Source organism: Collimonas arenae (assembly GCF_001584165.1).
GTDB lineage: Bacteria > Pseudomonadota > Gammaproteobacteria > Burkholderiales > Burkholderiaceae_D > Collimonas > Collimonas arenae.
Map to the genome: position 1 here is coordinate 420,367 of NZ_CP013233.1, position 14,682 is coordinate 435,048.

Genomic DNA, 14,682 nt, shown 5'->3' on the forward strand with positions numbered 1-14,682 from the left:
AATAACCGGTGATTGCGCCGGAGAAAATATCGACGATGAGGTAGACGGTAGGCTTACCAACCAGTTGCGCCTTCGTTAGGCGTGAAACAAGCTGAATTTGGAAGTGCGTAGCGTCGATCTCGAAAAATCCAGGCCGAAGACATCGTCGGCGGCCTTGCCGCGTTTGCCTTGTGGAAGTTCCGTACCTTGGTTGGTGACCTCATTCTTGAGGCATCGGCAGCGATATCTGAACTGTGTCCATGTCGGCACACGATATTTTTCGACGAGTACTCGATCCAGGAATAGCCCATGTTTCTGCTCCGACATAGCTTCTTCTGGAATACCGTACAGCGCGATAAGCATCTCGTGATATGCATCGCGCCATGTCATTCTCCGTTGCATGACGTACATATCATAGGCTTTACTGATATTTCCTGTGACTTCATGCGCAGGTGCCAGGGAGGCGGAAGCGCCAATACGACGGCTGACGCCCCGCTTCTTTCCTTGTTTCTGAGGAATGATGACTTTATTTTCGTCCTTAGGTAAAAATTTTCGAACTGCGGCAACAGGATTCCTGCCGGCTTTCAGCCATTCAAAGACCCAGCGTTTGATCGTTCTGCTATTTAACCTCATGGCCTTTGCGATGGCATTGATCTCCGTGGTAAGTGCCTTCCGCGTGTGGAGCAAGTTTGGCGTCATGGATAATTTCGAGGTTATCTCAAGGACTTGCTTGTATCGGACGGTGGCGCCAATCGGTAGACTCTTTGGAATTGATGAGAGCATCAAGTAAGGGTCTGCCGTTTTCATCACTGAATCGGAGTGAAGAAGATCCAGCCATTCTTGGAAATCGAAGCTGAATGGAGCACTATGATTATTTTCGTCTACGCCGATCAGGATGACCTTTTTGAGGTCAACGGTATCGATGACCCGCACAGCACCCGTAATTCGCGACATCGGTTTCGTCGGCGTGAATATTTCATTGATCTTGAACATAGGGGCCTTACACGGTGAGTATGACGGCGCTTCGGTGACTAAGTGGCGTGGCATTTATGTCGATACGACTGGTTCGTTCCCATACCGCCCTGCCTAATAGTGTGTGACCGACCTGAATATCTACGCCTATATCTTGGATCGTCTTTGTCATAATTTCATTAAACGAAAGATGTGCTGCATGGTGCTCTTCAAACTTCCGGCTGAAATGAGTGGGATCAATACCAGATTGTGCCCTCGGCGATCATTAAGCGCCGCTTCAAAGAATTGCAGATTTCTTGCCCGCACGTTCGGTATGTTTGTTTCTGTGGCTAGGACCCAGCGTATCCCCCGTCTATTCCAATAGACACGTTCAATGAGAAGTTTCTCCAGATTTCTCGGCGTCAAGTGTTTGGTTAACTTTACGCTCACGGCAACCAGTTCAATGCCATCTGGGCGCTTAAAACTGAGAACCAAGTCCGTAGTAAGAACGGTTGGCGTGGAGGTCCCTGGGAAGTGGGGGTGCCGGATGCCGAGGTTTTTTGCGATTGACTGTGTTTCGTCCCATGGGAGAAGGGCGAATTGCTCGCGGATATCCAGAGTAGATCGACTGTACTCGGCAAGTAGGTGAGTCTTAAATTCCTGTCTAGACAAGTAATGGTGATTTCGACCGGTGATTCTGCTTGTCACCATGTTGGACGCCCCAATGGATGGAACATCGCGAACGTTCATGAATGGCTTGTAGCTGGAGCCTTGACCTTGACCATAACCAGCTTTGATCCAGCGTTTCACAATTTCTACAGTTGGCTTACGGGACTTTGTGCCGGCCATGCGTAATATCCCCTCTGATGCGTAGTACGACGATCGCCACTAAGTTATCGTGGTGTAGATATAAATCTAGTTGCAAAATCAATCGCCCCATGCGAAGATTCTTTCGTCGCAACGCGGCAACTCCTTTTAGCAGCTCGCAAGAACCTCCGCTGAGCAGTAGTACCCAATACTAATTTTTCAAAATGCAAATTTTTGGTTTTCCGTTACCACTAGCGGAAAGCCCGCGCCTCGCCTATTTTTTGCTATCGCCGCTTATGCGGAATAAAATTGAGGCTTCGGAAGTTTCCTGTTCGTTTTATGGTTTCGGCAGTAACGGAAGCCTTACGTCGAACCAAAGTACGGTAAACTTCATAACTTTATAATTACACAGCAGCTTTCTGGAAGAATCATGTTATTTTTTTATCTAAAATGCGGTGTTGGAAAATTTGGACAAATTTAATTTGTCCCTAATCGCATTTTTTTTGGACAAAATATATTGTCCCTAGGCAGCCGTTTTCTGGAAATCTCATGGGATTTTATCATCTGAAACGCAACATTGTAAGATTTGGACAAATTTAATTGTCCCTAATCGCATTTTTTGGACAAATTTAATGTCCCTTGGACAAAATAAATTGTCCCTGGACATTAGGAGAGAATTACATGGCATCGGTCAATAAAGTCATCATCGTCGGCAATCTCGGCCGCGACCCTGAAACGCGTTACATGCCGAACGGCGAAGCAGTCACCAACATTGCCGTTGCAACGACGGAAAGCTGGAAAGACAAGAATAGCGGCGAAAAGAAAGAATTGACCGAATGGCATCGGATCACCTTCTATCGCAAACTTGCGGAAATCGCCGGCCAGTACCTGAAAAAGGGCTCGCAAATTTACGTCGAAGGCCGCCTGCAGACGCGCAAATGGCAAGACAAGGACGGCGCTGAACGTTACACTACCGAAATCATCGCCGACACCATGCAGATGCTCGGCAGCCGTCAAGGCCAGGGCGGCGGCGCATCGATGGATGACGGTGGTGGCTACAGCAGCGCGCCACCGGCCCGCCAGAACACCAGCGCCCCGGCAGCCCGGCACGCCAGCAAGCCCCGGCTTCACGTCCGGCGCCGAATTTCTCGGATATGGATGACGATATTCCGTTCTAGGATATACGTTTTTATATTTGCAAACAAAATGAACGCAGCCCTTGAAAAGGCTGCGTTTTTTGTTGTTTGCGCTAAAAATACATTCCTGTTTTCTTGCATGAGCTGTGCGTTTGCACAACGCAAGCAAGCGCGGTCTTTCTATTTTTGGCACTCGCCAGCAGAGACTTGGATAAGCCGTCAAAATACGCTGTCTTCACACGTCTGGCGCCAACTTTTTTCATGAATAAAACTGCGAATCATCCACGCTTCCTGATATTTTTCATTTGCATGCTGGCCTCCGCGGGCCAGTTGGCGATTGATATCTACGTCCCCGCACTGCCGACGATGGCGCGTTTTTTTCAAACTTCGGCGCAGGCGATTCAATCGAGCGTGACGATTTATCTGGTGGCATATGCATTCGGACAGCTTCTCTTCGGCCCTTTATCTGACGCCTACGGTCGTAAAAAAATGCTTGCTCTGGGAATGGCCATGTTTACCGCTGGCTGCGTGTTGACGCTGGTCGCAAGCAACCTGGAGACTTTTGTCCTGGCGCGTTGCCTGCAAGGCTTTGGCATCGCGGCAACCAATCTGCTCGCCAAGGCGATCATCACGGATACGTTCTCGGGGCAGGCGCTGATGCATGTGTTTACTTATATGGCCACTGCATGGGGGCTGGCGCCGATTCTGGCGCCCGTCATCGGAGCACATCTGCAAACGGCGTTCGGCTGGCGTTCTTGCCTGACTTTTCTGTTGATCTATTCATTCGCGATGTGGATTTTTCTCTGGCGTTACCGGGAAACACTCAAGCATCCGGTACATCTGAATCCGAAGACGCTCATCAAGAACACCGGCATGGTGCTCTCGAGTCCGGTATTCCAGAGTTGCTTTCTGGCGCAAGGGCTGTGCTACAGCATTCTTCTGGTGTTCAACATCGTCGGGCCATTCATGGTGCAAGACACCTTGCACAAGCCGCCAACTTATTTCGGCTACCTGGCTCTGGCAATCGGGCTCATGTATTTTCTGGGCGGTATTTCCAATCGGATACATCATCCGCGTTTGCCGACATCTGAACAACGTCTTCGCATCGGTGCCCGCGTCATGACAGGCGCAGCAGTTGCCATGCTGATTCTGTCGCTAACGATTGGCTTGAACGTGTGGACCTTGATGGCCCCCGTCCTGGTCATGGGCTTGTGTGCCGGCGCCATGTATCCCACCTTGATGGGCAAGGGGAATTCGATCTTCCCTCATATTGCCGGACTGACGAGCGCCATTCTTGGATTCGCGCTGATACTCGTGTCGTCGGGCATGATGGCGCTGGCCGGGTTTGTGCCGTTCCACAGTCTTGCCCCGATGGCGGTCTTCTTCGTTATCGTTGGCCTTACCGTCATGCTGACGGTAGGCAAATTTCTACGTCACTTTGAGCGTCCGGTCGCATCATTGGCAACTTCTGACAATCGGACCACGACCGGTGTGAGCTAATTAGCGTGTCACGTTTGCCGCCACCCCGGCCGTCGTCGACGGCCATGTCGTCCGAAGACGCCCTGCTCGAAAAGCAGGTGCGTGAAAGCAAGGACGCGCTGATTCGCGGGGTCACTTCGATCCACGAAATGCGTGAAGCGATAAGACGTGTGGCGCGCGGCCTTCCAGCCATTTCGGTAGTGCCGCGCATCGGCGGCCTCGACGCCGCAGCTTTTCGCATGCATGCCGCAGAAGGCTTGCCATTCGTCATCACTGGGCTTGTCAACAAGTGGCCATTGTCAGCCCTCACGCCGCAAACGCTACGCGAGCGTTTCGGCGCGCTGCATGTGCGCGCCAGGGTGGGTGACTATATCAACACCGCGTTCGCGCCCGACCGGGCGATGCAGGATATGTCGCTGCTGGCATACCTGGACTTGGTCGCCGATAACACGCAGGACCTGCCACCGTATCTGGGCAACCTGGCGTTGCGTGAGTTGAATGCGCTGTGCCACTGGCCAACCTATTTTAATAAGATGGGCCCGCCACGCTTTTGGCTTGGACCATCGGGAACCGTGACGCCGTTGCATTGCGACTATGACGACAATATCTTTGCCCAGATCTGGGGCAGCAAGCGTATTTTCCTGTCACCGCCGCATCACGACGAATTCCTTTACCCGCGCGAGGCGAACGCGATTCTGTTCGGCTCACCCTTTGATCCGGAAGCGCCGGATTTCGACAAATTTCCGCTTGCCCGCCAGGCCGCTATGATTGAATGCATCATGCAACCTGGTGAACTGCTGTATGTGCCGGCGGGGTGGTATCACCAGGTGCGCGCGCTGACCTTTTCACTGTCGGCCAACCGATGGGCCAGGGCGCTGCCGTTGGCGTTGAATGGGGATGTTTCTCTGAAGGCAGGTTAGTTGATCATGTTGGATGCCGGCTAGCATCGTTTGTTTTTTTAAAATTGAGCTTGATGAGAAAGATTTGGCGAGACAACAAATTTCCAATCACGATAAGAAGTTTTTCCTGTGAATTCTACGTATTCTGGACTGAAATTTCCCAACTTTATAGGTTCGGAGTCGGACAAACTAAATACGCCAACAATGCCGCTTTTGTCTAGAGATTGGATTGTTCCCCATTCTTCTTTGCCGGTTATTGGATCTGCATACAATTTGCGTAAATATCGATGGGTTTCGGGATAACGGGGATCCTTCAAAAGATCTTGCAGAGAGGTGGGGTTGCGTGAATGCCCCACTGGAGTTGCATTGATATAGCTAGTGATTGCGTTTTGCATCTCGCTACCAATATGCAATAGGTTTTCCTCTGCATTTCGCCGTTGTACTAACGATCCAATTTGTAGCGATGCGACCGATGCAATACTAAGAATCGCAACTAGGATTAATACACCGAGATAGGTAAAGCCGGCATTTCTATATTTCCTATCATTTGTGCCATCGTGTAGTTCATGATGATAAAGATTACAGATCAGTAAAGGGTATGCCCATGCGATTGTTGCCTGGCGCGCCACTGCGAATGCTATAGACATTCCCCTTCTCCAGGTCTTCCGGAGGTACGATTATCCAGGCATCGGTATTTTCTGTAATGGGGTCAACGGGAAGGGATCGTAAATACTTCTTTTCTACCAACTCGTTGAGAGAGTCGGGATACTGACCTGTATCGGCATAGAATTTATCAATGGTGTCTCTTGTTAGGCGCAAATTTTCTACTAGAATAGCCTCCTTTGCTGTGTCAATACTTTGGAAGTAGCGAGGTAACGCCAGTGTTGCTAACAGAGCCACGATGGCCAAGACGACCAGTAATTCGATCAGCGTAAAACCATGTTCTGCCGTCTTTTTTTTGTACGTCTGAGTAGCGGATCGGTCATCGATATTCGTGGAGCGCGGGTTATTCATGACGTTACCATTTTCTATAGGGTATGCCGTTTAAACCAACCTTGGATGAGGTCGAATAGATGTCATAAACGTCATCACCCTCCTGCGGATCATTAGCCTCGCTGGCGTAGCTGCGCTTACCCCATGTTAATGCCCCGTCCTCGTTACTGTTTGCAGCCATGGGGTCACTTGGAATGCGCCTTAAAAAAAAGATTTTTGAACGTTTTGGATCACGTTGATCCGCTACGCCTTCTACTAGAATATCCAAATTCTTTGGATACCCGCTAGCCCCAAGGGATTTGGGAATTCGCCCCTCATCTGCGGCTCGCTTGTAGGCATCAATACCGCTGCGGATTTCCCAGAGTATCCGACGTAACTCCTGCTCTTGATGACGCTGCATTCCAACCTGTGTCAAGGGTACGGCTACACTAGCGAGTAGCGCCAGAATGGAGAGAGTGATTAATAATTCGATCAGAGTGAAACCCTGGCGCTTATTGGAGTCTGGCTGCGCGAAGTGGTAACTTCCCGCCCCACGGATACTGGATCGATAGAATTCTTCGCATCGGTTCGAACCCATGTTATTGGGCCTGTACCTGTATCTGATAAGGCGAAGGAGCGCCTACAGAGACAGGATTGCCGGTTGCGTCGAGGGGGGTGATGGCAAGCAAATGCACCTGGGAGATATCGGCTGCAGATAGTGCTTTGAAATTGATTGTTGCGATGGCGCCCAAAGCTGTTGCGCCGCCGTTACCGCCAGAGCGGGTATCAACTATCTGTATTTTTCCAGAGTTATCGACCTGACTATTGAAGTTGGTTTGTGCTCCACCTTGTTTTAAAAAATCTCCTTCAATAACGTTCTCGACAAGAATGACGCGGCTATCAAAGCCCAATACTATCGGCAAGCTTGCTACTGGTTGAGCAGATTGCATCATTAGCTGCACCGCAAACGTATCGCCAGCTTTTACTTGAGTTGGGCCCGACCATTGCAGTTGCGTACTGTTTGCGGGGTAACCCTGACTCCCCCCGTTGATGCTGCCGGAATTGCCGCTGATGGGAGTATTGGTGCCACCCGAGGTATTCCCTGTCGTTCCAGTAGATGACGAGGGCGTCGGCGCGCTTTTTGACGTGCTCGCGGGAGCCTCTACGGGTGTTGCAAGCGGTTCCCTTTGAACATCTCTCATTGAATCAGGGCGTACCCTGAAACTGGTGTCTGTACCAGAACGAAATTCCGATAACGCGGCATCCGGCCGTTGGATATTGCGAATCAAATGTGGCGTAATTGAAAGAACGATTTCTGTTTTTTGATTGTTGTCCGAGTTGCTGCCGAAAAGACGTCCAACCACTGGCAACTCACCCAAACCAGGTACTTTATTGCCACTACGTCGGTCCTCGTCGTTGATCAGACCAGCCAATACCTGATTTTCACCATCCTTGAGGCGCAACACGGTGCTGGCGGTGCGCGTGCCTATTTGATATGCAACAGAACCGGATTGGGTTTTCAATTGCCCGATAATATTGCTGACTTCCAGCGATACTTTGATGCCAACATCGCTATCCAAATAAATTGTAGGCTCGACATTTAGTGTCAACCCGACGTCTACGTAATTGATAGATTCTGAGACAAAGCCGGTCGAGGTGGCGGTGGTTGTGATGTTCGGTACGCGCTGACCAATTAGGATTTTTGCTTTTTCGTGATTGCGCGCACGGATACGCGGATTGGCGAGGAGATTGGCATCAGAATCGGTCTTGTTGGCGGTAATCGTCATTGGAGAGATACCTGCAGCAATACTTCCGCTATTTTGATGTAGCAAATCACGCAGCGATAACGTGCTATTTCCCGTTGAAGAGCTGCCATTATTCGTGCCATTGTTTGAACCATTGACTGGTGTCCCAAGTGGCAACGGCGTCAAACTTAAACTACTCGGCCATTGAATTCCCAAGTCAAGTAAGCGCGTGCGTGATACTTCTAGCACTTCAACTTCAAGCATTACTTCTGGTTCGGGAGCATCATGTAAAGCGACGAGCTTTTCTGCCAATTTGACGGCTTCTGGTGAGTCGCGGAGGATAACCATATTCAATTTGTCGTCGACGACAATATCGCGCGATTTCAGAATCGATTTTAATGTGTTGGCGACGGTCTTCGCTTCCGCGTTGGCGAGGAAGAAGGTCTTGATGACCATCTCTTGATAGTCTTTTTGTTTCGCTGCCGTATTTGGATAGATCAGAATTGTGTTGGCATCTAGTACCTGTTGTTCTAGCTGATTAGTTAACAGTGTGTAGTGAATGGCCGACTCAATTGTGCTGTTTCTTAAAAAAATAGAAGTTTTTTGATCGGTTTTGATGTCTTTATCAAAAAGGAAGTTGATGTCCGCCGTACGTGAAATAACGTCAAATATTTGTCGTAGGGCCGCATCTTTAAAATCAATCGAAATCTTTTTCTTGTAGGCAGCCGAGAGGCTCGACTCCGGAGAGTGTTTACTGTTTTTCTCTTCAATGGCACGCTGTAATGCCTGCGCATTTGCATCATTTGGATTTTCACTTAAGATAATGCGCAATTTCATTTGCGCCATATCTGTATTTTTTTTCTCCCAAGCTAGCTGCGCCTCTTTCATCAAGCTGGCATGCCGCTCCGACATGTTGATCTGCAGTAGGCCACTTCGAGCACGATCATTACTCGGGTCGATCGTCAATATCCGTTGATAAAATTGTTCCGCTTCAGGACGCTTGCCGACGCCAGCGAGGTTGTCGGCCTGCATCAGATAAGCTGATATGGCTCTTTCTTTGGTGCGTGAGTACGCAATTCGATATTCATAATTTTGCGGATCTTGGGCGCTGGCATCCTTAAATTTGGCCAATCCTTCTTCAATCTTGTCTTGCGCAATAAGCTCTTTGCCGTCTCGATAGGCCAATTGAGCTGCGCATCCGGAAAGTAAAGTTGCTGCTACGATACTCGTAAGTACAGAAGAAAGGGCTTGTGCATACATTCTCGCAGGTGTTTGCCACCTGCGAGATAAATCTCTAGGACGACCTGTCATCAGTCGATTCCCCCAATAATAAGTGTCTGTACTTGCTGTAACGGTAAATATGTCAGTGAGAGAAGTGGTGGTTTAATCGAATCGACGCGATACATGTCATCAATCACAATTTGTTCACGGGCTATAACAGTCCGGTCACCACGTTCCAGATAAATTTCCCAGCGACCATCTTCCAGCTTCTTACCCAGATAGCTAAATGGCAAAGGTGGAGCGCTGGGCGGAAGAGGGGATATTTCTTGCGCGGGAGGGGGCGGAGGTGTCCAACTCTGATTTGTAAAGAGAGGCTCGGATTTCTTGTCGCGTTCTCCGCCGATCAAGGTGGCGCGCGACAGTAGTGCCTTGATGTGCAATTCCTTTTCATGGTCGCCTAACAAAGTTTTTTGGGTTGAAGTTGATATAGATGGTCGTGTCGATAGACGCGTTGCAGGTTCTACGATGGATGTATTCGGTGTTTTGTCTGCGAACAGCACCAGCCCGCCAGATCCAGCCAGTCCGATTAGCAATACAAGATGAAGTGGTTTCATAAATTGTGCTCCGATGCAGTTACTCCGCTAGCAGGCATGGAGTAGTCCGATAGATAGAGCGTGATGCGCAACTTTGCCTCCAAACTCGGATTGTTTATGGCCTCCCGTTTGAAGTTGATCTCATCAAGTGACGCAAACGGAATATCCAGTAAAAGTCGCTCACAGAATCGACGAATATCGGCATACGATCCTTTCAACGGAAATGACATTTGATACGTTTGATAACCACCATTTTGATTAAACGTTACCTTGTACTCGGCCATATTCAGATCAAGGTTCGAGTTACCTGCAATCGCAAAAATGGCTTTGATTTGTTGTTCTTTCTGCGAGGATTGCCCAAGTGTTTGATAGAAATTGAGCAGGCGATCGTCTGCGGTCGAACGTGGGGAAGCTATTGTTACCTGTACCGGTTCCCTTAAGATTATCTTGGTATGGTTCAACACTGCTTGTTGGATTTTGCTTTCGGCGCGCAGATGAGGAATGACGACCAGCCATCCTGCAATGCCAAGCGCAAACATAACGAACGTTAGACAACGGATAATTCCAAAGCGTGCCAGTATCAGGTGAATTTGCAGGACACGTTGTAAATACCGGGAGGCGGTCATTGAGCATCTCCCCATTGGGCCTGAAACTGAAAGCGGAGAGGCTTGTTGACATCCCGTTCGTTGATTTCGTGGCGCAGTAACACTACAGATTGAAAGAATTTTCGCTGTTTTAATTCTTCAACGTAGGCAATCATGTCATCACCGTTTTTTGCCTCAGCCAATCCCTTAATAGATTGTCGCTTGGCGTCAGGTTCTAGAGATAGCAGGGCAATAGAGTTTGGGGTGGCCACTTCCACGGCATCGAATAGATCACGCCATGGTAAATTCAGTTGAATAGTGGCAGTGTTGATGGCGTTGACCTGAGACTCTGCAATGACTCGCTTTTGTGGGAGAGCTTTCCTGGCATCTCGTTCGTCGAGTTGCTTTCGCATGCCGCTAATCTCGGTTTGACGCGTTTGATTTTGATGGTTGAGTCGACATGCCATCAGGATAGAACCAAGGCAGAAAATAAGCATGAAGAGCGCAGCGATCCAAGTCAACGCACTGGTACGGGTTAACATGCGCCGCATGGAATGCGGTGCGAAATCAATTCGTATTTGGCTCATGTGCCGGCCAACCCGGTACTTGCAAGTGCTAGCCCCGGAGTCTGCGCGACGCGGGTTGCCGTTTTGCCCTCATCTAACCAGCTATAAATCAGTTGATCCGCGGTCGGGATACACCAGTTTTCCCGTTTTTTTCCGTAGAATTGCATCTCGGTTGGCATTGGAATTTGCAGGCGCAATACTTCACGAGCGATATGGTCGTGTAAATAAGCAGGGTCGGTTATGGCTTGTTCTGCCAAAGGGATTGAACGCACGGCATGCAGACGTCCTTGATGCAATGCGGCGAAGGTAATTAGATCGCAATCTACTACACCAAACCATGCATTTTTGCGTATCAACGAATGCGATCTATTCCAGGCTGCGACGAACTGCGGCGCAATTTCTACTAACGGTAATCGACAAGCTAAACAGGCATGCTGCAATGTAGCTAAGAGTGTCTGTGGAATGGCCGAGGCTAAGAACGGTTGCACTATCTGCCAATCGGCAGCGATTTTCCAAGTTGTCGATGGTTCTCCGTAGAGTGCTTGAAATCGCAAATCTGCGGCGGCTTTGCAATCCAACAAACGTGTAGCGTTCGCTGGCGGCGTTACCATCCAGAAACGAGCTAGGTCGTTCGATAAAATAACGGTCGTCGCTAGCCGGCGATACTGTTCCGCTGCAAGTATTTTGCAGATATGACCACTTAACTGCTCGGGTGATTTTAAGAGGCACTCCTCAAATCTGTGATCACTGAGCGAAGTCGTCGCCGAACGCCGCCCGCGCTTGATGTGCAGCACTGTGAGGCCTTGACGAGACAGACCGATGCGCAATGATCTGTCAAAAAAATTACGCATGGAGAGTTACTCGTTTGATTTCTTCTAGTGTAGTTGCACCACATTTAACTAGTTCCAATGCCGATTCGCGCAATGTGCGAGTACCATTTAAGCGCGCCGCTTCTTTGATTTGTCGGATCGACCGCTTTTCAATAATCATTTCCCGGATTTCGTCGTTCAACGTCAATATTTCTGCAATTGCATGGCGGCCCTTGTAACCAGTACCACGGCAATCTCCGCAACCGGCGCCTTGTTTGAATTGATAATCCTGGACTTGTTCTCCGGTCAGGTGAACCCGCGCCAGATCGTTATCTGATGGCGTATTTTCTATCGCGCAATGCGGGCAATTCAGGCGAATCAAGCGCTGGGCCCAAATGCCATTGAGCGCAGATACGAACGCGTAAGGATCAATGCCCATATGGGTAAATCGCCCGAACACGTCGAAGACATTGTTGGCATGTACTGTGGTCAGCACCAAGTGGCCAGTCAAAGCAGACTGAACCGCGATCTCGGCGGTTTCTTTGTCGCGAATTTCCCCCACCATTATTTTGTCGGGGTCGTGACGTAGAATCGAGCGCAAGCCTTTGGCAAAGGTGAGCCCCTTTTTTTCATTTACGGGGATTTGAAGGATTCCTGGCAATTGATACTCAACCGGATCCTCAATTGTGATGATTTTGTCGCGGCCGTTATGGATTTCCGTCAGCGTGGCATAGAGCGTGGTGGTTTTCCCAGATCCGGTTGGACCGGTTACCAGCAACATGCCATAGGCTTCTTCGGCCAACATACGTAAGGTAACCAGTGATGTCGCGTCAAAGCCCAGCGCTTCAAGTGTCAATGCGCCATACGTTTCGACCATTGCACGCTTATCCAAAATTCGGATCACGGCATCTTCCCCATGAATGCTGGGCATGATGGAAATACGTAGATCGATTTCCCGGCCAGATGCTTCTACCCGAAAACTACCGTCCTGAGGAACGCGGCGTTCCGCAATATCCAGTTCCGCCAAGACCTTCAGGCGAGACACAGCTTGTTCGGCGACATCAATATTATTGATTGTAGTGGCATGATCTAGGACCCCATCAATGCGATACTTGACCGCAAGACCATTGGGTGTGCTTTCCATATGAATATCGGAAGCGCCGGCCTTTAGCGCATCGTATAACGTGGAGTTGACAAGCTTGACTGCTGGACTGGCGAAGGCGCTGACCGAGGCAAATGACAGGGACGCGGCTGTCTTGTTATCTCGTCGGTTATCGTTCGACGTGGGCGCCAGATTATCTACAGCTCGCGCAGATTCTTCCTGTTTCGACAGATAAGCCTGAATGTCTGCCTGCAATGCCAGGTGATAGCTGAGATGCGCTTTGGCATGTGTATCCATCCAAGTCTGGATATCTGGATCAAATGGATCAGAAATCACGCCAATTAAATTGTTTTCCGATTGGCGCAATAATACGCAATGGCGTTGCATTGCTTTGGACAATGGAAGCAAGTCAAATGCGGGTGTCATTGTCAGCATAGCGGCGGTTTCAATGACTTGCATGCGAAATTGTCGCGCGATTTCCGCCACTAACGGACGTCCCTCGTGGCCGGTCATCGATTCCAGCTCGAGAATGAAAGAGCGCTGTGAGTGTGTGGCTACTTGCCGCGCTTTTTGAATCAATGCGGGATCCAGTTGCAGTCGTGCAGGAATGGCTCTGTTCATGACAAGCTTCCCGCCAGATCAAAGATCGGCATATACAACAACACCACGATGCCACCGACAATGATCCCAATGATGGCCATCAAGATAGGCTCAAACGTTCGTGTAAAGCGATCAATCCAGCGGCTGATTTCGCCATCATAGAACGCTGCCGATTGCGTCAGCATTTGCCCAAGTTCGCCGGAACGTTCACCCACGCGTAGCATGCGTAGCGAAATGGGCGTGGTGAGCCGGTTGGCCTCGAATGCTGTTGATAGGGAGCCACCAGATTGTATAGCTTCGCTTGCAAGAGATAACCCTGTTCTAATTTGTAGCGAGACGATGCCCTGCACCGTATTCATGGCTGAAACAATTGGGATGCCGCCTTCCAGGAGCATACCAAGCGTTAAATATAAACGCGATAATTCATAGATATGAACTCGCTCTCCAATTCCAGGGAGCTTATTGATTAGCCTCGTCATACCGCCGTGGGCGATTGCATGACGTAATCCGAGAAACAAACCAACTAGACCAACAACGACCATGATGAGGACGGTTTTTGAATTGTTTGTGGCGAACTGCCCCCAATCCAGTAACAGTTGGGAGAGCCAAGGCAAACTGCGACCAGCACCTTGATATACCTCCGCAAAGCGAGGTACCACATAGCCAATCAGGAAGCCCGATACGCCGCCGCCGACTATAAGTAGAATCAACGGATAAATCGCCGCACTGATGACCTTATTGCGAACACTATCTATGCGTTGTTGATAGTCGATAAAGCGTGCCAGTGAACGTGGCAAGTCGCTGGTTCCTTCTGCAGCTTTGACGATACCAATGTACAGTGGTGGAAATATTTCAGATTGCTCCGCTAGTGCATTTGAAAACCGTCTTCCTTCATGCAAGCTCGCGAGCAAACGAGTTATTACTCCACGCGTGCTGTTACTGGTTTCCTTCTCTAATAGCGCTTCCAGGCTTTCGACGATACTTAAACCCGCTGTGAGCAGTGCCAGTAATTCCTGGCTAAATAGAACCAGCGAGAAGCGCCCTTTGCTAGCGCCGGTAGGTAATATTGCACCCAGGCCATTGCCTCGGACAGGTTGGATGGTTGCGATAAACAAACCGCGTGCCTCAACCTGACGACATGCGTCCGACTCGTCGTTAGCATCGACGAAAAGTTGCACCATCAGGTGTTCGGCAGAAAGAGCCCGGACATCGTATTGCATAGATTTCGACTAGTTCCTG

At 49.6% G+C, this 14,682-nt stretch carries 14 protein-coding genes and 2 pseudogenes; 3 read left to right on the top strand and 13 right to left on the bottom strand.

Going from position 1 to position 14,682, the window contains the following annotated elements; genetic code table 11:
- Positions 1–75 precede the first annotated feature (75 nt).
- Both CAter10_RS01980 and CAter10_RS01985 read right to left on the bottom strand, forming a co-directional pair.
- Positions 76–972 carry a hypothetical protein gene (locus tag CAter10_RS01980; protein ID WP_128082965.1) on the bottom strand — a complete coding sequence of 299 codons (897 nt, stop codon included), beginning with the start codon at positions 970–972 and terminating at the stop codon, positions 76–78.
- A gap of 147 nt (positions 973–1,119) precedes the next feature.
- Entirely contained in the window at positions 1,120–1,779 is a 660-nt protein-coding gene (locus CAter10_RS01985; protein ID WP_061532079.1) for a TnsA endonuclease N-terminal domain-containing protein, read from the bottom strand.
- Between the two features lie 639 nt (positions 1,780–2,418).
- Here CAter10_RS01985 and ssb point away from each other — a divergent pair.
- The 3 genes and pseudogenes from ssb (at position 2,419) to CAter10_RS02000 (ending at position 5,272) form a co-directional block, all read left to right on the top strand.
- Positions 2,419–2,915: pseudogene (gene ssb / locus CAter10_RS01990) on the top strand (single-stranded DNA-binding protein).
- 219 nt (positions 2,916–3,134) lie between these two features.
- Positions 3,135–4,373, top strand: coding sequence for a multidrug effflux MFS transporter (locus tag CAter10_RS01995; RefSeq protein WP_061535123.1), 1,239 nt, complete (start codon positions 3,135–3,137; stop codon positions 4,371–4,373).
- Between the two features lie 44 nt (positions 4,374–4,417).
- Positions 4,418–5,272, top strand: a complete 855-nt coding sequence (locus CAter10_RS02000; protein WP_082797758.1) for a cupin-like domain-containing protein — start codon at positions 4,418–4,420, stop codon at positions 5,270–5,272.
- Positions 5,273–5,310: 38 nt separating this feature from the next.
- Here CAter10_RS02000 and CAter10_RS21740 read toward each other — a convergent pair whose 3' ends face one another.
- From CAter10_RS21740 to CAter10_RS02045, 11 genes and pseudogenes are all read right to left on the bottom strand, one after another.
- A complete protein-coding gene (locus tag CAter10_RS21740; protein ID WP_236905473.1) occupies positions 5,311–5,898 on the bottom strand; it encodes a type II secretion system protein in 588 nt (195 codons plus the stop codon).
- A complete protein-coding gene (locus CAter10_RS02005) occupies positions 5,831–6,265 on the bottom strand; it encodes a type II secretion system protein (RefSeq protein WP_061532081.1) in 435 nt (144 codons plus the stop codon). The genes CAter10_RS21740 and CAter10_RS02005 overlap by 68 nt, the downstream gene beginning before the upstream one ends.
- A 4-nt stretch (positions 6,266–6,269) precedes the next feature.
- Complete coding sequence (locus CAter10_RS02010) at positions 6,270–6,644, bottom strand: hypothetical protein (protein ID WP_335340227.1); 375 nt, start codon at positions 6,642–6,644, stop codon at positions 6,270–6,272.
- A gap of 27 nt (positions 6,645–6,671) precedes the next feature.
- Positions 6,672–6,821, bottom strand: a pseudogene (locus CAter10_RS24115) (type II secretion system protein); the annotation flags it as partial.
- Position 6,822: 1 nt separating this feature from the next.
- The gene (locus CAter10_RS02015; protein ID WP_231879139.1) at positions 6,823–9,279 is read right to left on the bottom strand and encodes a cohesin domain-containing protein; all 2,457 of its coding nucleotides are present in this window, start codon (positions 9,277–9,279) and stop codon (positions 6,823–6,825) included.
- On the bottom strand, positions 9,279–9,803 hold the full coding sequence (locus CAter10_RS02020) for a hypothetical protein (RefSeq protein WP_082797760.1): 525 nt from the start codon (positions 9,801–9,803) through the stop codon (positions 9,279–9,281). Before CAter10_RS02020 ends, CAter10_RS02015 begins: the two co-directional genes overlap by 1 nt.
- Positions 9,800–10,408, bottom strand: a complete 609-nt coding sequence (locus CAter10_RS02025; RefSeq protein ID WP_061532083.1) for a hypothetical protein — start codon at positions 10,406–10,408, stop codon at positions 9,800–9,802. The genes CAter10_RS02020 and CAter10_RS02025 overlap by 4 nt, the downstream gene beginning before the upstream one ends.
- Positions 10,405–10,953 carry a PilN domain-containing protein gene (locus tag CAter10_RS02030; RefSeq protein ID WP_061532084.1) on the bottom strand — a complete coding sequence of 183 codons (549 nt, stop codon included), beginning with the start codon at positions 10,951–10,953 and terminating at the stop codon, positions 10,405–10,407. The genes CAter10_RS02025 and CAter10_RS02030 overlap by 4 nt, the downstream gene beginning before the upstream one ends.
- The gene (locus tag CAter10_RS02035) at positions 10,950–11,783 is read right to left on the bottom strand and encodes a hypothetical protein (RefSeq protein ID WP_061532085.1); all 834 of its coding nucleotides are present in this window, start codon (positions 11,781–11,783) and stop codon (positions 10,950–10,952) included. The genes CAter10_RS02030 and CAter10_RS02035 overlap by 4 nt, the downstream gene beginning before the upstream one ends.
- Positions 11,776–13,464, bottom strand: coding sequence for a GspE/PulE family protein (locus tag CAter10_RS02040; RefSeq protein WP_061532086.1), 1,689 nt, complete (start codon positions 13,462–13,464; stop codon positions 11,776–11,778). The genes CAter10_RS02035 and CAter10_RS02040 overlap by 8 nt, the downstream gene beginning before the upstream one ends.
- On the bottom strand, positions 13,461–14,663 hold the full coding sequence (locus CAter10_RS02045) for a type II secretion system F family protein (RefSeq protein ID WP_061532087.1): 1,203 nt from the start codon (positions 14,661–14,663) through the stop codon (positions 13,461–13,463). The genes CAter10_RS02040 and CAter10_RS02045 overlap by 4 nt, the downstream gene beginning before the upstream one ends.
- Positions 14,664–14,682 lie beyond the last annotated feature (19 nt).

Bases quoted from the DNA above. Each gene is read 5' to 3' on its own strand.
- CAter10_RS01980 (WP_128082965.1), bottom strand. From the start codon at position 972: ATGTTCAAGATCAATGAAATATTCACGCCGACGAAACCGATGTCGCGA.
- CAter10_RS01985 (WP_061532079.1), bottom strand. From the start codon at position 1,779: ATGGCCGGCACAAAGTCCCGTAAGCCAACTGTAGAAATTGTGAAACGC.
- CAter10_RS01995 (WP_061535123.1), top strand. From the start codon at position 3,135: ATGAATAAAACTGCGAATCATCCACGCTTCCTGATATTTTTCATTTGC.
- CAter10_RS02000 (WP_082797758.1), top strand. From the start codon at position 4,418: ATGTCGTCCGAAGACGCCCTGCTCGAAAAGCAGGTGCGTGAAAGCAAG.
- CAter10_RS21740 (WP_236905473.1), bottom strand. From the start codon at position 5,898: ATGTCTATAGCATTCGCAGTGGCGCGCCAGGCAACAATCGCATGGGCA.
- CAter10_RS02005 (WP_061532081.1), bottom strand. From the start codon at position 6,265: ATGAATAACCCGCGCTCCACGAATATCGATGACCGATCCGCTACTCAG.
- CAter10_RS02010 (WP_335340227.1), bottom strand. From the start codon at position 6,644: ATGCAGCGTCATCAAGAGCAGGAGTTACGTCGGATACTCTGGGAAATC.
- CAter10_RS02015 (WP_231879139.1), bottom strand. From the start codon at position 9,279: ATGACAGGTCGTCCTAGAGATTTATCTCGCAGGTGGCAAACACCTGCG.
- CAter10_RS02020 (WP_082797760.1), bottom strand. From the start codon at position 9,803: ATGAAACCACTTCATCTTGTATTGCTAATCGGACTGGCTGGATCTGGC.
- CAter10_RS02025 (WP_061532083.1), bottom strand. From the start codon at position 10,408: ATGACCGCCTCCCGGTATTTACAACGTGTCCTGCAAATTCACCTGATA.
- CAter10_RS02030 (WP_061532084.1), bottom strand. From the start codon at position 10,953: ATGAGCCAAATACGAATTGATTTCGCACCGCATTCCATGCGGCGCATG.
- CAter10_RS02035 (WP_061532085.1), bottom strand. From the start codon at position 11,783: ATGCGTAATTTTTTTGACAGATCATTGCGCATCGGTCTGTCTCGTCAA.
- CAter10_RS02040 (WP_061532086.1), bottom strand. From the start codon at position 13,464: ATGAACAGAGCCATTCCTGCACGACTGCAACTGGATCCCGCATTGATT.
- CAter10_RS02045 (WP_061532087.1), bottom strand. From the start codon at position 14,663: ATGCAATACGATGTCCGGGCTCTTTCTGCCGAACACCTGATGGTGCAA.